Source organism: Micromonospora sp. (genome assembly GCF_048594385.1).
GTDB classification, from domain to species: Bacteria; Actinomycetota; Actinomycetes; order Mycobacteriales; family Micromonosporaceae; genus Micromonospora; species Micromonospora wenchangensis.
This window is the reverse complement of sequence record NZ_JBMDWU010000048.1, coordinates 1-20,245: the sequence shown is the minus strand read 5'-3', so window position 1 is coordinate 20,245 and position 20,245 is coordinate 1. Positions and strand designations below refer to the sequence as shown.

At 73.7% G+C, this 20,245-nt stretch carries 23 protein-coding genes and 1 riboswitch; of the genes, 4 read left to right on the top strand and 19 right to left on the bottom strand.

What is annotated here, in order from left to right; genetic code table 11:
* The 6 genes from ACOJTC_RS02120 to ACOJTC_RS02095 form a co-directional block, all read right to left on the bottom strand.
* Positions 1-168, bottom strand: a 168-nt coding sequence (locus ACOJTC_RS02120; RefSeq protein ID WP_420115521.1) for a 50S ribosomal protein L20, incomplete at its 3' end; no start/stop codon positions are given.
* Positions 169-200: 32 nt separating this feature from the next.
* Positions 201-395: a 50S ribosomal protein L35 gene (gene rpmI / locus ACOJTC_RS02115; protein ID WP_026267805.1), complete on the bottom strand. Its 195-nt coding sequence runs from the start codon at positions 393-395 to the stop codon at positions 201-203.
* 19 nt (positions 396-414) lie between these two features.
* Entirely contained in the window at positions 415-1,065 is a 651-nt protein-coding gene (gene infC, locus ACOJTC_RS02110; protein ID WP_204927568.1) for a translation initiation factor IF-3, read from the bottom strand.
* Positions 1,066-1,580: 515 nt separating this feature from the next.
* Positions 1,581-2,051, bottom strand: coding sequence for a PH domain-containing protein (locus ACOJTC_RS02105; protein WP_204927569.1), 471 nt, complete (start codon positions 2,049-2,051; stop codon positions 1,581-1,583).
* 235 nt (positions 2,052-2,286) lie between these two features.
* Positions 2,287-3,132 (bottom strand): ATP phosphoribosyltransferase, encoded by an 846-nt coding sequence (hisG, locus tag ACOJTC_RS02100; RefSeq protein ID WP_204927570.1) that lies wholly within the window; start codon positions 3,130-3,132, stop codon positions 2,287-2,289.
* A 46-nt stretch (positions 3,133-3,178) separates the two neighbouring features.
* The gene (locus tag ACOJTC_RS02095) at positions 3,179-3,460 is read right to left on the bottom strand and encodes a phosphoribosyl-ATP diphosphatase (RefSeq protein ID WP_204927713.1); all 282 of its coding nucleotides are present in this window, start codon (positions 3,458-3,460) and stop codon (positions 3,179-3,181) included.
* 219 nt (positions 3,461-3,679) lie between these two features.
* Here ACOJTC_RS02095 and ACOJTC_RS02090 point away from each other — a divergent pair, with 219 nt between their 5' ends.
* Genes ACOJTC_RS02090 through ACOJTC_RS02080 form a run of 3 tightly spaced genes read left to right on the top strand, consistent with a single transcriptional unit; the run spans position 3,680 to position 6,173 of the window.
* Entirely contained in the window at positions 3,680-4,552 is an 873-nt protein-coding gene (locus tag ACOJTC_RS02090; protein ID WP_204927571.1) for an ABC transporter substrate-binding protein, read from the top strand.
* A 50-nt stretch (positions 4,553-4,602) separates the two neighbouring features.
* Positions 4,603-5,427: an amino acid ABC transporter permease gene (locus tag ACOJTC_RS02085; protein WP_204927714.1), complete on the top strand. Its 825-nt coding sequence runs from the start codon at positions 4,603-4,605 to the stop codon at positions 5,425-5,427.
* 2 nt (positions 5,428-5,429) lie between these two features.
* Positions 5,430-6,173, top strand: coding sequence for an amino acid ABC transporter ATP-binding protein (locus ACOJTC_RS02080; protein ID WP_420115517.1), 744 nt, complete (start codon positions 5,430-5,432; stop codon positions 6,171-6,173).
* A gap of 91 nt (positions 6,174-6,264) precedes the next feature.
* Here ACOJTC_RS02080 and ribH read toward each other — a convergent pair whose 3' ends face one another.
* From ribH to rpe, 7 genes are all read right to left on the bottom strand, one after another.
* On the bottom strand, positions 6,265-6,765 hold the full coding sequence (ribH, locus tag ACOJTC_RS02075) for a 6,7-dimethyl-8-ribityllumazine synthase (protein ID WP_420115520.1): 501 nt from the start codon (positions 6,763-6,765) through the stop codon (positions 6,265-6,267).
* Positions 6,766-6,767: 2 nt separating this feature from the next.
* Positions 6,768-8,045, bottom strand: coding sequence for a bifunctional 3,4-dihydroxy-2-butanone-4-phosphate synthase/GTP cyclohydrolase II (locus tag ACOJTC_RS02070; protein WP_420115516.1), 1,278 nt, complete (start codon positions 8,043-8,045; stop codon positions 6,768-6,770).
* The gene (gene pnuC, locus ACOJTC_RS02065; RefSeq protein WP_420115515.1) at positions 8,042-8,737 is read right to left on the bottom strand and encodes a nicotinamide riboside transporter PnuC; all 696 of its coding nucleotides are present in this window, start codon (positions 8,735-8,737) and stop codon (positions 8,042-8,044) included. Before pnuC ends, ACOJTC_RS02070 begins: the two co-directional genes overlap by 4 nt.
* Positions 8,734-9,423 carry a riboflavin synthase gene (locus ACOJTC_RS02060; protein WP_420115514.1) on the bottom strand — a complete coding sequence of 230 codons (690 nt, stop codon included), beginning with the start codon at positions 9,421-9,423 and terminating at the stop codon, positions 8,734-8,736. The genes pnuC and ACOJTC_RS02060 overlap by 4 nt, the downstream gene beginning before the upstream one ends.
* 1 nt (position 9,424) lies before the next feature.
* A complete protein-coding gene (gene ribD, locus ACOJTC_RS02055) occupies positions 9,425-10,486 on the bottom strand; it encodes a bifunctional diaminohydroxyphosphoribosylaminopyrimidine deaminase/5-amino-6-(5-phosphoribosylamino)uracil reductase RibD (RefSeq protein WP_420115513.1) in 1,062 nt (353 codons plus the stop codon).
* Between the two features lie 139 nt (positions 10,487-10,625).
* Positions 10,626-10,796: riboswitch (FMN riboswitch) on the bottom strand.
* 62 nt (positions 10,797-10,858) lie between these two features.
* Complete coding sequence (locus ACOJTC_RS02050) at positions 10,859-11,818, bottom strand: response regulator (protein ID WP_088645203.1); 960 nt, start codon at positions 11,816-11,818, stop codon at positions 10,859-10,861.
* 1 nt (position 11,819) lies between these two features.
* Positions 11,820-12,500, bottom strand: coding sequence for a ribulose-phosphate 3-epimerase (gene rpe / locus ACOJTC_RS02045; protein WP_204927574.1), 681 nt, complete (start codon positions 12,498-12,500; stop codon positions 11,820-11,822).
* Positions 12,501-12,757: 257 nt separating this feature from the next.
* Between rpe and ACOJTC_RS02040 the strand changes: the two genes are divergently transcribed.
* Positions 12,758-13,648, top strand: coding sequence for a septum formation family protein (locus ACOJTC_RS02040; RefSeq protein WP_204927575.1), 891 nt, complete (start codon positions 12,758-12,760; stop codon positions 13,646-13,648).
* 140 nt (positions 13,649-13,788) lie between these two features.
* On the opposite strand, the gene ACOJTC_RS02035 is transcribed toward ACOJTC_RS02040, so the two are convergent.
* The 6 genes from ACOJTC_RS02035 to ACOJTC_RS02010 form a co-directional block, all read right to left on the bottom strand.
* On the bottom strand, positions 13,789-15,315 hold the full coding sequence (locus ACOJTC_RS02035) for an RsmB/NOP family class I SAM-dependent RNA methyltransferase (protein ID WP_420115512.1): 1,527 nt from the start codon (positions 15,313-15,315) through the stop codon (positions 13,789-13,791).
* Positions 15,312-16,238: a methionyl-tRNA formyltransferase gene (fmt, locus tag ACOJTC_RS02030; protein ID WP_420115511.1), complete on the bottom strand. Its 927-nt coding sequence runs from the start codon at positions 16,236-16,238 to the stop codon at positions 15,312-15,314. The genes ACOJTC_RS02035 and fmt overlap by 4 nt, the downstream gene beginning before the upstream one ends.
* 8 nt (positions 16,239-16,246) lie before the next feature.
* Complete coding sequence (gene def / locus ACOJTC_RS02025; RefSeq protein ID WP_204927577.1) at positions 16,247-16,807, bottom strand: peptide deformylase; 561 nt, start codon at positions 16,805-16,807, stop codon at positions 16,247-16,249.
* A 110-nt stretch (positions 16,808-16,917) separates the two neighbouring features.
* Complete coding sequence (locus ACOJTC_RS02020; RefSeq protein WP_204927578.1) at positions 16,918-17,901, bottom strand: AAA family ATPase; 984 nt, start codon at positions 17,899-17,901, stop codon at positions 16,918-16,920.
* A gap of 191 nt (positions 17,902-18,092) precedes the next feature.
* On the bottom strand, positions 18,093-20,078 hold the full coding sequence (locus tag ACOJTC_RS02015) for a primosomal protein N' (RefSeq protein ID WP_420115519.1): 1,986 nt from the start codon (positions 20,076-20,078) through the stop codon (positions 18,093-18,095).
* The coding region (locus ACOJTC_RS02010) for a methionine adenosyltransferase domain-containing protein (protein ID WP_420115518.1) at positions 20,075-20,245 on the bottom strand (171 nt) is incomplete at its 5' end. The genes ACOJTC_RS02010 and ACOJTC_RS02015, both read right to left, overlap by 4 nt.

Below are 20,245 nucleotides of genomic sequence, written 5' to 3'. Positions count from 1 at the left end.
GTCGCCCTTGCGGTCGCGACGGTCCCGGTAGGCGTACTGCATCGAGTGCAGCACCTGCTCCTTGGCCTTGCGGTACAGCCGGGAGCGCTGACCGCGGTAACCGCTCGCGGTCTCCAGCAGGGTACGACGCTTCTTCTGGGCGTTCACAGCCCGCTTGACGCGTGCCATCTCAACTCCTTGTTAGGTAAAGGTGGCGCGCGTCAGCGGCCGAGCAGCTTCTTGATGCGCTTGACGTCGGCCTTGGCCAGCTCGACCGTGCCGGTCAGCCGCCGGGTCTGGGTGGACGGCTTCTTCTCCAGGTTGTGGCGAAGGCCGGCCTGCTGGGCGACGATCTTGCCCTTGCCGGTCACCTTGACCCGCTTGCCCATACCCGTGTGGCTCTTCATCTTCGGCATGTGGAACGTCTTCTCCCTGTTACTGGCCGCTGGTGTCAGCGGTCGGGCCGGTCTCGCCGGCTGCTGCGGTCTCGCCGACCACCGGGGTCGCGCCACCTGCCGGGGCGGCCGATTCCTCCGCGGCCCGGTCCCGGGGGCCCCCACGGGACGCCGTGGCGGCGACCGCGGATGCCTTGACGGCCCGGTGCGGAGCGAGAACCATGATCATGTTACGGCCGTCCTGCTTCGGAGCGGCCTCGACGTATCCCAGGTCCGTGATCTCGGACTCGAGCCGACGCAGGAGCCGGTAACCCAGCTCCGGGCGGCTCTGCTCCCGACCGCGGAACATGATCGTCACCTTGACCTTGTCGCCGGCCTTGAGGAACCGCACCACGTGACCCTTCTTGGTCTCGTAGTCGTGCGGGTCGATCTTCGGCCGGAGCTTCATCTCCTTGATGACGGTCTGCTGCTGGTTACGCCGCGCTTCGCGCGCCTTGAGTGCGCTCTCGTACTTGAACTTGCCGAAGTCCATGAGCTTGCACACAGGCGGGCGCGCCATCGGCGCAACCTCGACCAGGTCCAGGTCGACGTCCGCGGCCAGCTGCAGGGCGCGCTCCAGCGGGACGATGCCCACCTGCTCACCCTCAGGGCCGACCAGTCGGACCTCACGTGCCCGGATCTGCTCGTTCACGCGTGGTTCGACGCTGATGTGGCCTCCTCGAGTCGAGTCTGTTGCGTGGCCGACCCCGCGCGGCCCCCGGGTGGGGGCGACCCGGAAAGCAGAAGGCCCCGGCGCATGCCAGGGCCCGCTCGACCGGTCGGCACGATCACATGATCGCGCATCCGGTGCCGGGACGAACCCGGAACCGGTGACCGGACCCGGCCACCTCAGGGGCGACTCGGGTGGGAGCAGGCGCTCCGCTTCGGGACCACCCACACGCCACAGGCGGGGGCAGTCTGGTCGACGTGGCAACACTACACCCCGGCGCAGCCATCCCCCAAACCGGGCCCGCAGGTCAGCACGGTACGAGAACCCCGGTAGCGGCCCTCCAGACGATCAACGGGCCAGCGGACCGGCCGGACCGCCAGCGGGCCGGCTGAAGCAGAGCGGCTCCTCGGCCGGAGCTGCCAGCGGGCCGGCGGAGGCGGCTCCCCGGCCGGGACGGTCAGCGGGCCGGCGGAGGCGGCTCTCCCCGGCCGGGACGGTCAGCGGGCCGGGGTGCCGCCGAGGCCGGCCAGGTGGGCCTGGTGCAGCCGGCGCAAGGCGCGGACCCCGTCGACCGCGATCTCCTTGTCGGCGGCCTGGAGCGCCACCATCGGCAGCAGGTCGTCGTCGTGCAGCTCCAGGCTGGCCCAGGGCGCGCCCCGGTCGAAGCGCACCCCCCGGACGACCTCCCAGGGCAGCTCGTACGAGCCGAGGATGTTGCGCACCCGGACCCCCCGGGCGTCCGCCTCGACCCGGGGCCGGGTGAACAGCAGGATGCCGAGCGCGCCGAGCACCCCGAGGCCGACCATGGCAACCTGGTCGCCACGCTGGAAGGTGCCGTAGCCCTCGCCGGTCGCCCCGGTCAACGAGGTGGCCACCAGGCTGAAGACCACCAGCAGGGCGATCGCCGAGGCCCAGCAGACGACCCGGATACGACGCGGCCTGAGACGGATCAACTCGGTGTCGCTCACCGCTCCAGTCTGCCACCCGACCCGGACGGCGTCGCGTCGCCACCCACCCCCACCAGCCCCGCCCGGTTCGAGCGGGGCGGGACGGGCTGGACGGGGCGGGGCGGACTGGGGTAATGGGGCCGATACAGCGGTATCCGTGAGGGATGACGCCGCCGTATCGGCCCCATTGCCGTCGAGCACGAGGGACGTCGAGCACGAGGGCACGACGGGTGGTACGGGCCGCCGGGCGGTCGGATCAGAGCCGGCAGGCGTGGATGTTGGTGACCAGGATGGCGCGGGCACCCAGCTCGTACAGCTCGTCCATGATCCGGTGGACGTCGTCGCGGAGCACCATCGCCTGCACGGCGACCCAGCCCTCCCGGTGCAGCGGGGAGACCGTCGGCGACTCGATGCCCGGGGTGAGGCCGCTGGCCCGGTCGAGCAGACCCGCCGGCACGTCGTAGGCGAGCATCACGTAACGGCGGGCCACCAGCACCCCGTGCAGGCGACGCAGCAACTGCTCCGCCTGCGGGTGGGCCGGCGCGTCGGCCCGGCGGACCAGCACCGCCGAGGACCGCAGCAACGGCTCCCCGAACACGACCAGTCCGGCCTGGCGCAGCGTCGCGCCGGTCTCCACCACGTCGGCGACGACGTCGGCGACCCCGAGCCGGATGGCGTTCTCCACCGCGCCGTCGAGCCGGATCACGTCGGCCTTGACGCCCAGTTCGGCGAGGTACCGCTCGACCAGCCCCGGGTACGCGGTGGCGATCCGGTGACCGCCCAGCTCCTGCACGTCGCCGACGTCCTCGGGGCGGGCGGCGAAGCGGAAGGTGGCCCGGCCGAAGGCCAGGTCGACCACCTCCTCGGCGGGCGCACCGGAGTCGATCAGCAGGTCCCGGCCGGTGATCCCGACGTCGAGGTCACCCGAGCCGACGTAGGTGGCGATGTCCTTCGGGCGCAGGTAGAAGAACTCGATGTCGTTGGCCTCGTCCGGGCAGACCAGGTCCTTGGGGTCGGTGCGCTGGCGGTAGCCCGCCTCGCGCAGCATCTGGGCGGCCTTCTCGGCCAGGGCCCCCTTGTTGGGTACGGCGACACGCAGCATGACGGAGTGCTCCTTCGATCGGATCAGATCAACGACGCGGGCGCACTCACAGATGTCGGTAGACGTCCTTCAGCTCCAGACCGCTGGCCAGCATCAGCACCTGCACCTGGTAGAGCAGCTGGGAGATCTCCTCGGCGGTGCGCTCCGGGCCCTCGTGCTCGGCGGCCATCCACGACTCGGCCGCCTCCTCGACGACCTTCTTGCCGACGAAGTGCACCCCCTTGGCCAGGGCGTCGACCGTGCCGGAACCCGGCGTGCCGGCGGCTGCCTTGGCCTGGAGCTCGGCGAACAACTCCTCGAACGTCTTCACGGAACCGGATTCTTCCAGCCACCCACCGACGCCGTGCGCTCCGGGTCCGGCCGGGTCGCCCTGCCCACATCCTGTTCCCGCAAGCTGGGACGGGGCCGGAGACGCCGGGCGCTCCGGCCGGCCGGAGCGCGGGTCACCGGCCACCGGCAACGGGCCGGACACGTTTGCACATCGATCTCTCATCTACCTGATGGGACACCCTTCGAGGGATCGGCGGTCTTCTCTATCCTGGCGGCCATGGTCAGCAGCAGCTCACGTACCCGCGCCGCCGCCACCGCCGCCGTGCTCCTCGTCGCCGTGGCCGGATGCGCCCCGCAGGACCCCACGCCCACCACCCCCGACGTCGTCCCCACCGCGGCGTCCTGTGCCAAGGACAGCCTGAAGACCCGGACACCGGGCAAGCTCACCATCGCCACCGACGAGCCCGCGTACGAGCCGTGGTTCAAGGGCGACAAGCCGGACAGCGGCGAGGGTTTCGAGTCCGCCGTCGCGTACGCGGTGGCCGAGCGGCTCGGGTACGCCCGGGGGGACGTCACCTGGACCCGGGTGAAGTTCGACACCGCCATCGCCCCGGGCCCGAAGACCTTCGACTTCGACATCAACCAGTTCTCCATCACCGAGGAACGCAAGCAGGCGGTCGACTTCTCCGCCCCGTACTACCTGGTACGCCAGACCGTCATCGCGCTCAAGTCGTCGAAGATCGCCGGGAAGAAGTCGGTGGCGGACCTGAAGAACGCCAAGCTCGGCGCGCAGGTCGGCACCACCAGTTACCAGGCGATCACCGCCCTGATCAAGCCCTCGGTCAAGCCGCAGGTCTACAACAGCAACGACGACGCCAAGAAGGCCCTGCAGAACGGCCAGATCGACGGGCTGGTGGTCGACCTGCCGACCGCGTTCTACATCACCGGTTCAGAGGTCACCGACGCCACCATCGTCGGCCAGCTGCCGCAGGTGGGTGCGCCGGAGGCGTTCGGGCTGCTGCTGGACAAGGACTCCCCGCTCACGCTGTGCGTCAGCAAGACCGTCGGGGAACTCGCCGAGGCCGGCACGCTCAAGCAGCTGGAGCAGAAGTGGCTCGCCCAGGTGGCGGGGGCGACCGAACTCCAGTGAGCCGGGTGTCCGCAGGCAACGACGACCCGGCGGTGGACCGGCCGTACCTCCTGTCGGCGGCCCAGCGGCGGCGGGCCGCGTACCGGCGTCGGCAGACGACCCGCAGCGTGCTGGTCGCCGCCGTCTCCACGGCGGTGCTCGGCACGCTGCTGGTCGTCGCGGTCACCGGCGCACCCGGCTGGGACCGGGTCCGCCTGTCGTTCCTCGACCCGCAGATCGCCCGCGACGCCCTGCCGGAGGTGCTCACCGGGCTGTGGCTCAACGTCCGGCTGCTGGTCTGCTGTGCCGTCGGGGCGCTGCTGCTCGGCCTGCTGATCGCGCTGCTGCGGACCCTGCGCGGGCCGGTCTTCTTCCCGGTCCGCGCGCTCGCCGCCGGGTACACGTACACCTTCCGGGGCCTGCCGCTGATCATCGTGCTGTACGTGCTCACCCTCGGCGTGCCCGGCCTGCGGTTGCAGGGGATGCCCCCGGTGCTGGTGCTCGGCGGGCTGGCGCTGGTGCTCACCTACGGCGGTTACCTGGCGGAGGTGTTCCGGGCCGGCATCGAGTCGGTCCACCCGAGCCAGCTCGCGGCGGCCCGCTCGCTGGGGCTGACCTACCGGCAGACCATGCGGCACGTGGTGCTGCCGCAGGCCGTCCGGCGGGTCGCGCCGCCCCTGCTCAACGACGTGGTGGCGTTGCAGAAGGACGTCGGCCTGGTCTCCCTGGCCGGCCCGATCGACGCCGTCCGGGCGGCGCAGATCGCCACCGCGCAGAGCTTCAACTACACCCCGTACATCGTGGCCGGGGTGCTGTTCGTGCTGCTCGCCATCCCGCTGATCGCGGTCACCGACTGGGTGACGCTGCGCGCGGCTCGACGCCAGTCCGGAGGCTGACCATGGCCGTGCTGACCTGCCAGGGGGTACGCAAGGAGTTCGGTGGCCGGGTGGTGCTCGACGGGCTCGACCTCACCGTCGAGGAGCACCGGGTGGTCGCCCTGATCGGGGCGTCCGGGTCGGGTAAGTCGACGCTGTTGCGCTGCGTGAACCTGCTGGAGGAACTCGACGACGGGAGCATCACGCTCGACGGCGAGGAGATCTCCGACCCCCGGGTCGACCCGGACCGGGTCCGCCGGCGCATCGGCATGGTGTTCCAGTCGTACAACCTGTTTCCGCACCTGAGCGTGCTGGACAACGTCACCCTCGCGCCGCGCCGGGTGCACCGGCGGGCCCGGGCCGAGGCCGAGGCGCAGGCCCGGGAGCTGCTCGCCCGGGTCGGGTTGGCCGACCGGGCGGACGCCTACCCGGACCGGCTCTCCGGCGGCCAGCAGCAGCGGGTGGCGATCGTCCGGGCACTGGCCAACTCGCCCCGGCTGATGCTGCTGGACGAGGTCACCTCGGCGCTCGACCCGGAGCTGGTCGGCGAGGTGCTGGCGATGATCCGGGACCTGAAGTCCGCCGGGATGACGATGGTGTTGGCCACCCACGAGATGGGGTTCGCCCGGGAGGTCGCCGACCAGGTCTGTTTCCTCGACGCCGGCCGGGTGGTCGAGGCCGGGCCGCCCGCCCAGGTGTTCGGCGAGCCGACCCAGCCCCGAACCCGGCAGTTCCTCCGCCGGATCATCGAGGCCGGCCGGCTGTAGCGCGGGGTGACCCCAAGTGGGGCGATGTTGCGGGGTTCACGACCGCCGACCCCGCAAAATCGGCCCACCAGGCCAAAGCCCCGACGGGTGGTCAGCCGGCGAAGCCGACGCGGTGGCCGTTGGCCGTGGACACGGCCCGGACCGCCAGGGCGGCGTCCAGGGCGGCCACCGTCGCCGACCAGCCCTTGTCCTCGGCGGAGCCGGGCAGCCCGGCCCGGTCCCGGGCCTGGTCGAGGTTCTCCACGGTCAGCACCCCGTGCGCCACCGGCTTGCCCTCGTCCAGGGCGATCCGGGTCAGCCCGTCGGTCACCGACCGGCAGACGTAGTCGAAGTGGGCGGTCGCGCCGCGCACCACCACGCCCAGCGCCACCACCACGTCGCAGCGCCGGGCCAGGGCCTGCGCCACCACCGGCAGCTCCACCGAGCCGGCCACCCGGGCCGTCACCACCCGCGCCCCGCACGCCTGCGCGGCGGCCACCGCCCGGTCGAGCATGTGGTCGGTCAGCTCGCCGTGCCAGCGCGCCGCCACCACCCCGACGGTCAGCCCGGCGGCATCCACCGGGGTCACTCCGGGTTCACCGAAACCCGCCATCGTCATGCTCCGATCTCGTCGCCGGGGACCGGCCGGCCCATCGGGGCCTCGGTCACCTCGTCCAGCTCGTCCAACAGGTGGCCCATCCGGTCCCGCTTGGTCCGCAGGTAGCGGACGTTCTCCGGGTGCGGCCGGACCGGCAGCCCCTCCCGGCCGGTGACGGTCAGCCCGTACCCCTCCAGCCCGGCCCGCTTGGCCGGGTTGTTGGTGAGCAGCCGCAGCGACCGCACCCCCAGGTCGTAGAGGATCTGCGCGCCGGTGCCGTAGTCCCGGGCGTCGGCCGGCAGGCCCAGGTCGAGGTTCGCGTCCACGGTGTCGCGGCCCTGGTCCTGGAGCTGGTACGCCTGCAGCTTGTGCAGCAGGCCGATGCCGCGCCCCTCGTGGCCGCGCACGTAGAGCACCACGCCCCGCCCCTCCCGGGCGACCCGGGCCAGCGACGCCTGCAACTGGGGCCCGCAGTCGCAGCGCAGCGACCCGAAGACGTCCCCGGTCAGGCACTCGGAGTGCACCCGGACCAGCACGTCCCTGCCGTCGCCCAGCTCACCGAAGACCAGCGCGACGTGTTCGGCCGGGTCGTGTTCGGCCCGGTAGCCCAGCGCCCGGAACACCCCGTACGGGGTGGGCATCCGCGCCTGCGCGACCTGCTCGACCTGCTTCTCGTGCCGCCGCCGGTAGGCCACCAGGTCGGCGATGGTGACCAGGGTGAGCGAGTGCTCGGCGCAGAACTTCTCCAGATCCGGCAGGCGCATCATGGTGCCGTCGTCGTTGACCAGCTCACAGAGCACCCCGGCGGGACGCAGCCCCGCCAGCCGGGTCAGGTCGACCGCCGCCTCGGTGTGCCCGGGGCGGCGCAGCACCCCGCCGGCGCGGGCCCGCAGCGGCACCACGTGGCCGGGGCGGGCCAGGTCCGTCGGGTCGGTGCCGGGGTCGGCGAGCAGCCGGATGGTGTGCGCCCGGTCGGCTGCCGAGATGCCGGTGCTGACCCCCTCCCGGGCGTCCACGGTCACCGTGTAGGCGGTGCCGCGCCGGTCCTGGTTGGTGTGGTGCATCGGCGGCAGGTCCAGCCGGTCGCACTCCGCCTCGGTCAGTGGGACGCAGACGTACCCGGAGGTCCAGCGGACCATGAAGGCGAGCAGCTCCGGGGTGGCCAGCTCGGCGGCGAAGATCAGGTCGCCCTCGTTCTCCCGGTCCTCGTCGTCGACCACCACCACGGGCCGGCCGGCGGCGATGTCCGCCACCGCCTCCTCGATCCGGGCGAAGGTGACCGCCTGGGTGCTCATGCCACGACCTCCGAGTAGGTGGACGGGATCGGTGTCGACGCCGGGCGGGTGGCCCGCGAGGTGCGCCACCAGGCGGCGAAGCCCCAGCCGCAGAGCGCGCCGTAGACCAGGTACATCGCCGCCGAGGGGTAGAAGCCGCCACGCAGCAGCAGCGGTACGCCGACCGCGTCCACCGCGATCCAGACCAGCCAGAACTCCACCCAGCCCCGGGCCATCCCGTAGGTGGCCAGCAGGCTGCCGGTGAGGATCCAGGCGTCCGGCAGCGGCCCCCACGAGCCGAGCGCGGCGAGCAGCGGATAGCCCAGCGCGGTGCCGAGCACGGCGGCCAGCAGCAGGCCGAGCCGTTCCCGGCCGGTGGCCCAGCGGGGGGTGACCGCCGGGGCGTCCCCGCCCTGGCGGCGGTTGCGCGACCACCGCCACCAGCCGTAGACGCTGACCGCGAAGAAGAAGACCTGCCGGCCGGCCTGGCCGTAGAGGTCGTGCGCCTGCGGGGTGGCGAACACCCCGCCGAGGAAGACGGTGAACAGCAGCCCGTTGCCGATCATGCCGACCGGCCAGGCCCAGACCAGCCGGCGCAGCCCGAGCAGCGCCGAGACCAGCCCGAAGGCGTTGCCGACGATCTCCCGGACCAGCACCGGGGAACCGACGACGTACACCTGCGCGTCGAGCAGCCAGCCGACCGGGCCGCTCACCGTGCCCCTCCGGCGGTGTCGCCGGGCAGCGCCGGGGCGGCGTCGTCGGGCAGCGCCGGGGCGGCGTCGTCGGTCCCGACCGGGCCGCCGGGCAGCCGGGCGTCGAGGAGGCGTTCGACGTACTTGGCCAGCACGTCCACCTCCAGGTTGACCGGCGCGCCGACCCCCCGGCCGCCGAGCGTGGTGAGCTTGAGGGTGGTGGGGATCAGCCCGACGGTGAACCAGTCGTCGCCGACCGCCGCCACCGTCAGCGACACCCCGTCGACGGTGATCGAGCCCTTCTCCACCACGTACCGGGCCAGGGCGGTGGGCAGCCGGAACCGCAGCGTCTCCCACTGCGCGGCCGGTTCCCGGGAGAGCACCTCGCCGACGCCGTCGACGTGGCCCTGCACCAGGTGCCCGCCGAGCCGGCTGTTCAGCGCGGCGGCCCGCTCCAGGTTGACGGGGTCGCCGGGGCGCAGCCCGCCGAGCGCCGAGCGGCGCAGCGACTCGCCCAACACGTCGGCGGTGAACACCCCGCCGTCGACGTCGACCACGGTCAGGCAGACCCCGTTGACCGCGATGGAGTCGCCGTGCCGGGCGTCAGAGGTGACCAGCGGGCCGCGGATCGCGACCAGCGCCGAGTCACCCCCGGTGTCGGCGATCCGGACGACCTCGCCCAACTCCTCGACGATGCCGGTGAACATCTCAGGCCTCCCTCTTCCGGGGCAGCGCGGTGATCCTCAGGTCGGACCCGACCCGGGTAACGTCGGTGATTTCCAGATCGATGGCGTCGGCGATGGTCGTCACACCCGCGTCGACCAACGCGGTCGGGCCGGCCCCGAGCAGCTTCGGCGCGACGTACCCGACGACCCGGTCGACCAGGCCGGCGGCGAGGAACGCCCCGGCCAGCCGGGGACCGCCCTCCAGCAGCGCGGCGCGTACCCCCCGGTGGTGCAGTTCGGCCAGCAGGGCCGGCAGGTCGACCCGGCCGTCCGGGCCGGCGCCGACCTCGGCGACGGTGGCGATCCAGGTGCGGGCGGCGCCGTCGCGGACCCGGGCGTCGGCCGGGGTACGCCCGGCGCTGTCCACCACCACCCGCAACGGCTGGCGGATGGCCAGGGTGCCGTCGCGCAGGTTACGGGCGGTCAGCCGGGGATCGTCGGCGAGCACGGTGCCGACCCCGGCGATGACCGCGTCGACCGTGCCGCGCAACGCGTGCACGTCCATCCGGGCCGCCTCGGAGGTGATCCACATGCTGCTGCCGTCGGCCGCCGCGGACCGGCCGTCGAGGGTGGCGGCGTACTTCCAGATCAGGTACGGCCAGCCGCGCCGCATCGAGGTCAGCCAGGCGACGTTGCCGGCCTCGGCCTCCTCGGCGCGTACCCCGAACTCGACCCGCACCCCGGCGGCGCGCAGGGTGGCGGCACCGCCCGAGGCGACCGGGTTGGGGTCGGGTACGGCGATGACCACCCGGGCGATGCCGGCGCGGATCAGCGCGTGACTGCACGGGCCGGTGCGACCGGTGTGGTCGCAGGGTTCCAGGGTGACCACCGCGGTGCCGCCCCGGGCCCGCTCACCGGCCTGGGCGAGCGCGACGATCTCGGCGTGCGGCCCGCCGGTGTAGGCGTGGAAGCCCTCCCCGACGACGACGCCGTCCGCATCGAGCAGCACGCAGCCGACGACCGGATTGGGACTGGTGGTGCCGAGACCCCGCGCGCCCAACTCGATGGCACGACGCATCGCCTCGTCCACGGAGACGCCGCCCATGCCCTGCCCTCTCGCTCGCCGGTCCCCGCGCGGGCGGTACGGAAGCAGGCGGGCAGGCGGCGGCGGAACCGGGAACGGCAGCGCCGCCCCCGGGGAGCCCACGCGGTCGGAAGAGACGCCACGCAGGCCCGCCCCGCCCGCGCGCTGTCTCCCATCCGGACTGTCGGGGGTGCGGACGGACCGCTCCCCCACCGTCGGCCCCGGATTCTCACCAGGTCCACCGGGCGGCACAGCCGTCCGGGTCGCGGGCTTACCACGTCGAGCGTGGATCACCGCCGGTTCGGAATTTCACCGAGCCCCGCCAGCGCGTGGTGGGTACATGCGAAGTCTTACACGTAACCCCGGGGAGTCCGCCACCTCCAGCGTGCTACTTCACACCCCGTCGGCACGTCGCCTGTCGACTGCGACATATGACCCCGGTTGGCTCTTGGCGACCGTTTTCATCTCGCTGGCCACGGCGATCGCCGCCAGCGGGTCGGTGAAGCGCTTGCGGGCGTCGGAGAGCGAGACACCGATCGACAGGGTGACCAGGGCCGCCCGCCGGATGTTGCCCCGCCGGTCCTTCAGCTCGACGAAGCCGCGTTCCCGGTCGGTTGGGTCGTAGAGGGTGTCGGCGGTCTTCTCGAAGTCGACCACGGCCCGGGAGGTCAGCGGGCGGATCTGGTCGGGGGCGCAGACGATCACGAAGTCGTCGCCGCCGACATGGCCGAGGAAGGCCGGCGGCAGCCCGATCGCGACCACCGCCCGGTACAGGCTGCGGGCCAGCGCGGAGATGAACTCGTCGCCCCGCACGAAGCCGTACCGGTCGTTGACGCTCTTGAACCGGTCGATGTCGATGTAGCCGACGGCGTAGTCGACGCCGCTGCGGACCCGGTCGCTGATCTCCCGGCGGATCCGGCTGTTGCCGGGCAGGCCGGTCAGCGGGGAGACCTCGCGGAACTCCTTGTTGCGGCGCAGCGTGGAGCTGACCCGGGCCACCAGCTCGGCGGTGTCGAACGGCTTGACCAGGTAGTCGTCGGCGCCGGCGCTGAGCCCGTGCACCTTGTCCACGGTCATGCCCTTGGCGGTCAGCATGATCACCGGCAGTGCCGAGGTGATCGGGTTGGCGCGCAGCCGGCGGGTCAGCTCCAGGCCGTCGATGCGCGGCATCATCAGGTCGACCACGGCCAGGTCCGGTTTGTGCTGCTCGATCATGTCGAGCGCCTCCTGGCCGTCCCCGGCGTGCAGCACCTCGAAGCCGTGCAGCCTCAGGTTGAACTCGACGAAGCGGGCGATGTCCTCGTCGTCGTCGACGACCAGGATCACGTCGGGGCGGTCGCCGGTGGGTTCCACCTCAGGCCCCGGCGTTGGCGCGCTCCGCCAGCCCGCGCAGGCGACGGATCGCCTCGGCCGGGTCGTCCGCACCGTACACGGCGGTGCCGGCGACGAAGGCGTCCGCGCCGGCCGCCGCGGCCTGCTCGATGGTGTCGGCGGCGATTCCGCCGTCGACCTCGATGCGCAGTTCCAGGTGGCCGCTGTCGACGTGCCGGCGGGCCGCCCGCACCTTGTCCAGCAGCTGCGGGATGAAGCGTTGCCCGCCGAAGCCGGCCTTGATCGTCATGATCAGCAGGGTGTCGAAGCTGGGCAGCAGGTCGAGGTACGGCTCGATCGGGGTGTCCCGGTCGATGGCCAGCCCGGCCTTGGCACCGGCCGAGCGGAGATCCTTGGCCAGGGCGACCGGGTCGTCGCACGCCTCGGCGTGGAAGGTCACGTTGTACGCGCCGGCGTCGGCGTAACCGGGGGCCCACCGCCGCGGGTCGGTGATCATGAGATGCACGTCGAACGGGAGCCGGGTCACCGCCCGCAGGCTCTGCACCACCGGCAGGCCGATGGTCAGGTTGGGCACGAAGTGGTTGTCCATCACGTCGACGTGCAGCCAGTCCGCGGCGTCCTCGACGGCGCGGACTTCATCGGCGAGGCGGGCGAAATCGGCGGCGAGGATGCTGGGCGCGATGATCGACGGCGGTACGGTCACAGGGCAAGTGTACGAACGCGGCCATCCGCCGCGGACAGCACGGCACCATGAGCGACGCCCTGTGATCCAGGCGTGACCCGCGGTGCACCAACGGCTCCTCTTCCCGGGAGTCCGGGACGAATGGCCGGTGCCGACTGGCCGAACGACCCGCAAGACGCAACACTCCATCAGGGACGGTCACGTATGATGCTCGCCCGGCGGCGGGCACGCCGGGTGGGGCACGGCGACGGACCGTCGACCCCCGGAAAGGGCGGACGATGCGACGGTGGCTCGTGGCGCTGGCGCTGGCCGGCACCGTGACGGTGGCGCTCAGCGGCTGCGTACCGCAGCACGGTGCCGACGGCGACCTGCTCGACGACTGGCCGGTGCTGCCGGTCGCCCAGTCGTTCGTGCCCGCCACGGACGCCTGCCTGCCCCGGATCACCCCGGTCGTGCAGGCCGGCACCTACGAGACGGTGGACTGCGCGCGCAGCCACCTGGCCGAGACCATCCACGTCGGCACGTTCACCGGCGCGGTGACCCGGGGTGAGCGGCCCGAGCCGGGTTCCGCCGCGCTGCGTCCCGCCCGTACCGAGTGCGACCAGCGGGCCCGCGACGTCCTCGGTGGCGACTGGCACTCGGCCCGGCTGACGATGAACATCGCGCTGCCGGCCAACTCGGCGTGGAACAGCGGCGCCCGCTGGTTCCGGTGCGACCTGAGCGAGACCGACAGCATCGACAACACCCGGCCGGTCAACCGCGTCGGCAGTCTGCGCGGGGCGATGATCGGCGACAATCCGCTCAGCCACCGCTGCTTCGATCCCAAACTGATCGGCAACAATCTCAACTACATGGCCCCGGTGCTCTGCTCCGAGCCGCACCGCGCCGAGTTCGTCGGCGTCTACCTGGAACGCAGCGACCTGAGCTGGGCCGATTTCGGTCGCGCCAACCAGCGGGTGCACCGGCGGTGCATGGCGCTGATCGCCGGCTTCGCCGAGGTGCCCAACAACAGCGAACTGCCGTACCGGGCCGGGTCGATCTTCTATCCGCCGTCGCAGCGGGAGTGGGAGGAGGGCGACCGGGGCATCCGCTGTTTCCTGTGGAGCGACGACCGGAAGCTGACCCGCTCGATGCGCGGCGCCGGCCCCAAGGGTCTCCCCACCATCTGACCCACCCGCTGCCCGTCCGCCCGCAGCCGCTTCCCGCTTCGGTGATCAAGAGGTTCGCGTCATCCGGCGACGGATCGTTGACGCAATTCTCTTGATCACCGAGGGCGGGCGGGGCGGCGACGGGGGCGGGACGGTCAGGTTCAGGTGCGGCGGAGGAGCGCCAGGAACATGGCGTCGGTGCCGTGGCGGTGCGGCCAGAGTTGGACGGTGGGGCCGTCGCCCAGGCCGGGCATGCCCGGCGGCAGGACCGTCCGGGCGTCGACGAAGTCCGCCGGCACCCCCGCGCGCCGGGCCGCCTCGGTGACCGTCACGTGCGTCTCCACCGTGTGCGGGGAACAGGTGACGTAGGCGACCAGACCACCCGGACGGGCCGCCCGCAGCGCGGCGGAGAGCAGTTCCCGCTGCAACCGGGTCAACGGCGGCAGGTCCGACGGCTGCCGCCGCCAGCGCGACTCGGGCCGGCGGCGCAACGACCCCAGCCCGGTGCACGGGGCGTCGACCAGCACCCGGTCGAAGTGCCCCTCCGGCAGCTTCGGATCCGCCCCGACCGTGCGCCCGTCGGTGTGCAGCACGCTCACCGGCAGACCCCGGGTGGCCTGCTCGACCAGCCGGGCCCGGTGCTCGGAGACCTCCACCGCCGTCAGCCGGGCACCCCGCTGCGCGGCGAGCGCGCCGAGCAGGCCGGCCTTGCCACCGGGGCCGGCGCACAGGTCCAGCCAGCGGCCGTCGTGACCGTCCAGCGGGGCCGTGGCCAGCGCGTTCGCCACCAACTGGGAACCCTCGTCCTGCACGTGCGCCCGGCCGTCGGCCAGCGCCGGCAGGTCACCGGGCGCGCCACCGGGCAGGTAGACCGCGTACGGCGAGAACGCACCAGGAGCGCCACCGACCGCGTCGGCCAGCTCCGCCGGGTCGAGGAGGCCCGGACGGGCGCACAGGTGCACCGGCGGGCGCTCGTTGTCCTCGATCAGCAGCCGGGTCACCTCACCCAGGTCACCGCCGAGAGCGTCGGCGAAGGCCCGGACGATCCACTGCGGGTGGCTGTAGGTCACGGCCAGGTGGCCGATCGGGTCGGCGGCCATCGTCGGGGCGAGCTTGGCCGTCCACGCGTCGACGTCCTGGCCGGCCACCTCGCGCAGCACCGCGTTGGCGAAGCCGGTGGCCCCCTCCCCCACCGTGCGGACCAGGTCGACCGTGGAGGACACGGCGGCGTGCGCCGGGACCCGGGTGTGCAGGAGCTGGTAGGCGCCGAGCCGCAACGCGTCGCGCACCGGCGGGTCGATCCGCGCGACGTCCCGGCCGGCGGCGGCGGTGAGGATCGTGTCGAGGGTGCCGAGCTGCCGCAGGGTGCCGTAGGTCAGCTCGGTGGCGAAGGCGGCGTCCCGCCCGGCCAGCCCCTGCTCGCGCAGGATCGCCGGCAACACCAGATTGGCGTACGCGTCGTCGCGGTGCACCGCCGCGACCGCCTGGTAGGCGGCGTACCGGGGCAGGTCGACGGCCGGACGGACCGGTCGGCCGGGTCGCCCGCCGCGCCGGTCGGACCCGGCCCGGTCGCCCCACCCGCCGGCTCGGGCGGGGCGGTCGCCCCGGGTGCCGCCGGAGGGCCGCCGGTCGTCGCCGCGCCGGTCGGTGTCGGCCGGACGGTCTCCTCGTGCGGTCGGCTCGGTCACGCGAGTTCCTCCCCGGCGGCGACCCGGACGCCGCGCGCCCAGTCGGTCGCCGGCATGGCCTTCTTGCCCGCCGCGCGCACCTCACCGAGCTGCACCGGCACGGTCGCCGTGCCGGCCAGCACGCGGGACTTCTCCACCAGCAGTTCTCCAGGTTTGAGGGTGGGGCCGTTGCCGACCGGGGTGATCGGGCCGAGCTTGACCCGGTCGCCACGGAAGGTCGTCCACGGGCCCGGGGCGGGGGTGCAGGCGCGCACCCGTCGGTCGACCGCGAACGCGGGGTCGCCCCACCGCACCCGGGCGTCGTCCACGGTCAGTTTCGGAGCCAGCGAGACCCCGTCGGCGGGCTGCGGTTCGGCCCGCGCGGTGCCCGCCGCGATCGCGTCCAGGACGGCGACCAGCAGCCCGGCCCCGGAGTGGGCGAGCCGCTCCAGCAGGTCGCCGGAGGTGTCGGTGGGGCGGATCTCGTCGGTGAGCGTGCCGTAGACCGGGCCGGTGTCCAGCCCCTGCTCCAACTGGAAGACCCTGGCCCCGGACAGCTCGTCGCCGTGCACCACCGCGTGCTGCACGGGTGCCGCGCCCCGCCAGGCGGGCAGCAGCGAGAAGTGCAGGTTGACCCAGCCGAAGCGGGGGATCTCCAGCGCCGCCGGGGGCACCAGCGCGCCGTAGGCGACCACCGGCACGCAGTCGGGGGCCAGCGTACGGCGCCGGTCGAGGAACTCGGGCTCCCGGGGGCGGGCCGGGGTGAACACCTCGACGCCGTGCTCGTCGGCCCAGACGCCGACCGGGGACCGCAGCACGCCCCGACCCCGGCCGGTGGGCGCGTCGGGGCGGGTCACCACGGCCACCACCTCGTGTCCGGAGGCGTGCACGGCGGCCAGGGCGGGGACGGCGACCGCCGGCGTACCGGCGAAAACCAGACGCATCGGGGCGGTCACCGGCCCAGCCCGAAGGGGTTGCCGGCGGCGTGCGGGCTGACCTTGACCGTCGGCGGGGCGGCCTCGTCGTACCAGTCGGCCTGGCGGATCGCCTTCATCGCCTCCTTGCGACCGGCCGGGTCCAGCCGGTCGAGGAAGAGCACCCCGTCGAGGTGGTCGGTCTCGTGCTGGACGCAGCGGGCCATCAGCCCGGTGCCGACGATCTGCAACGGGTCGCCGTAGCCGTTGAAGCCCTTGGCGATCACGTTCTGCCGGCGCTTGGTGTCGAAGTAGAGCCCGGGGATGGACAGACAGCCCTCCGGGCCGTCCTGCTCCTCGGCGTCGGGGAACTCCAGCACCGGGTTGACCAGGTGGCCGAGCACGTCGTCCACCTCGAAGGTGAACACCCGCAGGCCCACGCCGAGCTGGGGGGCGGCCAGCCCGGCACCGCTGCGGTCACGCATCGTGTCGGTGAGGTCGGCGATGAGCCTACGCAGCTCGACGTCGAAGTCGACGACCGGATCGGCCGGCGTGCGCAGCACCGGGTCCCCGAACAGACGGATGGGCTGGACGGTCACGCGGGGTGGCTCCTTCGTTGGACGGCGTGGTGCCGTACCAGTCTACGGAGTGCGGCGGGGGCACCGGCCGGCGTACCGCGACGGGTGGTGATCGGGGTGGGACGGCCGGGTCAGACGCCGGCGCCCGGTTCGCCGGCCAGCACGGCGTCCCCGCCGAGCAGGGCGTGCGCGGGCAGCGGGAGCCGGGTGCCGTGGGCGGCCTCCCAGTCGTGCACGAGGCTGGGGCGCACGTGGGCGGCGAAGTAGTCGACGGCGCTGGTCTGCCCGACGACCGGCTCGTCCACCTCGGCGACGAGCTGCGCGGGCACCAGCGAGAAACCGTTGCGCAGGGCGGCGCTGAGCCGGCGGTGACCGTCGACGACGAAGAAGTACTCGCCGGTGAAGCCGATCCGCAGCGGGGCGAGGGCCCCGTCGCCGGCCGCCGCCAGCTCCCCGACGAGCCCGGACCCGTCGAGCCCGCGCAGGGTGGCGACGTCCTCGGTCGGGTAGACCCGGGCCGGGTCCAGCAGCAGCAACGGCGGGGCGTCACGCAGCACGTCGGCGGCGAGGCGGCCCTCGTACGCGTCGATGATGTGCGTGATGACCTCCTCGGCGGAGGCCCGGGTGGTGTCGCAGACCAGGTCGTAGTTGCGCAGCCGGGCCTTGTCGACGCCGTAGCGGAGGATGAACCGGTTACGCTCGCTGTCGCTGCGTTCGCGCAGCCTGGCCTCGGCCTCGGCCAGCGAGGTGTAGCTCTCGGCCGGCCCGGAGGGGCGTAGCAGCACGCGCCGGGCCGCCTCGGCCGGCTCGGTGATCATGTGCACCTTGAGCGCGTGGGTGAAGAAGTGCCAGGCCAGCCGGGAGTCCATCACCAGCGATTCGCCGGAGGCGGCGATGTCGCGCTGGAGCTGGTCGACGTAGCCGTCGACGGCCTGGTCCAGCTCGGCGTGCAGGTTGAGCTGGAGCGCGGTCATCTGGCGTTCCTGGGCCATCTGCCGGTAGAGGTCACCGACGCTGACCCGGCGCAGGCCCAGCCGCTTGGCGATCTCGACGGAGACGGTGCTCTTGCCGCTGCCGAGGTCACCGTTGAAGACGATCGACTGACGAACGGTCACGACTGGTCCACCCCTGCTCACCGGCTGATTGAGATCATCGATTTGGCGTCGACCCGACGCGTTCCCGCCTTCGTCGCGCCATTCGTGCGCCCGGGCATGAGGGGCGATGCTATCACGCGTACGCCCGCAGCCCGGCGGACCCGGGGTGCGACGGCGGGCTGGCCGGACCCCCGACGGAACTGAGCGACGACTCAGAACAGGGCGAGCGGGTCGACCTGGAGGCGGACCGGTTCGGCGGCCCGTCGGGCGCTGCGGACCCCGGCGGCGGTGTGCAGCGCCCCGGCCAGCGCGGCGGCCCGGGACCGGGGCACCCGGACCAGCATCCGCTCCCGGTCCTCGTCGGCGGGGACCGGGCCGAGCACCTCCGCCCCGTCCGGCAGCCGGGCCTGCGCGAGCAGGTCGGCCACCGCCTCCGCTCCCCCGGTGACGCTTGCCATCTTCACCGCCGGTGGGAAGCCCAGCTCGCGCCGCTCGGCCAACTCCCGCGCGGCGAACCAGCCCGGGTCCCAGCGCAGCAACGCCTGCACCGGGGCCAGCGCCCCGTCGGCGACCACCACCACCTTGCCACCGGCCGGGGCGGGACGGGCCAACGCCGCCGCGGACAGCCACCGCCGGAGCGCCTCCTCGCCGGCCCGCAGGTCGGCCCGGGTGAGCAGCGCCCAGGAGTCGAGCAGCAGAACCGCGCCGTACCCCCCGTCGGCCACCGGCTCGGCACCCGGGGTGGCGATGACCAGCGCCGCGCCGCCCGGCACGGTGGTGAGCACCTCGTCGCGACCGGAGGTGCGCACCGGCACCCCGGGGAACGCCCGGCCCAGCTCCTCGGCGGTCCGGCGGGCCCCGGTGACGGCCGCCCGCAGCCGTCGCCCGCCGCACTGCGGGCAGGCGTACGCGGCGGTGACCCGGCCACACCAGCGGCAGGCCGGCGGGGCGTCGGCGGCGCGCAGCGCCAACGGGCCGGCGCAGTGCGGGCAGCGGGCCGGGGTCCGGCAGTCCGCGCAGGAGACCGAGGGCAGGTAGCCCCGGCGGGGCACCTGGACCAGCACCGGCGCGTCCGCGCGCAGGGTGTCCCGGGCGGTGGTCCAGGCCAGGCTGGGCAGCCGGGCCGTCGCCGCGCCCGGATCGCGGGCCAGTTGCGGGTCGTCCCCGGTCGGGGCGATCGCCGGGGTACGCGCCCGCAGGGTCGCCCGGTCCGCCACCACCTCGCGGGCCCAGCCGGTCTCCACCAGCAGTTGCCCCTCGGCGGTCCGGGTCCAGCCGCCGACCAGTGCGGCGGCGTCGGCGAGCCGGGCCCGGGTGAGCAGCACCTCCCGCGCGTGCGGGTAGGGGGCCCGGGGCTCGGCGTGCAGGTCGTCCCCGTCGTCCCAGATCGCCACCAGGCCGAGCCGGTCGACCGGGGCGAACATGGCGGCCCGGGTGCCGATCACCACCGGCACGTCGCCCCGCCGGGCGGCCAGGAAGGCCCGGTAGCGGCGGGCGGGGCCGAGCGCGGCGGAGAGGGTCACGTGCCGTCCGGGGCCGAGCAGGGTGGTCAGCGCCGCGTCGAGACGGTCGAGGTCCCGGGCGTCGGCGACCACCACGACCGCCCCCCGCCCACCGGCGAGGGTGGCGGCGACCGCGTCGGCGTAGCGGGCCGCCCAGTCCTCCCCGGCCAGCGCCGACCAGACCGCCCGGGGGGCTCGCCCGTCGGCGAGCGCCGTCAGGAACGCCGGGCCGGCGGGATAGTCCCGCCAGCCACGCGGGTCGACCCCGGCCGCACCTTGCGGGGCGGGGTCGGCTCGGGCGGGGTCGGCACGGGGTTCCTTCTCGACCCGGGCGTGCCGGGGCGGGACGGCCAGCCGGAGCACGTCGGCGAGGTTGCCGGCGTACCGGTCGGCGACCGCGCGGGCCAGCCGGGCCACCTCGGGGGCCAGCACCGGCTCCGGTGAGACCACCTTCTCCAGGTAGGCCAGCCGGCCGTCGTGCGCGGAGCTGTCGACCCGCTCCAGCAGCCACCCGTCGACCAGTTGACCGGCGAAGCGGACCTTGACCCGCACCCCGGGGACCGCGTCGTCGGCCAGCCCGGCGGGGACCAGGTAGTCGAAGGGACGGTCGAGGTGCGGCAGCGCGACGTCGACGCAAACCCGAGCGACCGGCGACCCCTCCGCGGGTCGCCGGTCGCGGGGCGTGGTGCCGGTCAGGCGCCCGCTACCGACTTCAGGTCGGCGGCCCGGTCGGTGTTCTCCCAGGTCAGCTCCGGCAGCTCCCGGCCGAAGTGGCCGTAGGCCGCGGTCTGCCGGTAGATCGGACGCAACAGGTCGAGGTCCCGGATGATCGCGGCCGGACGCAGGTCGAAGACCTCACCGAC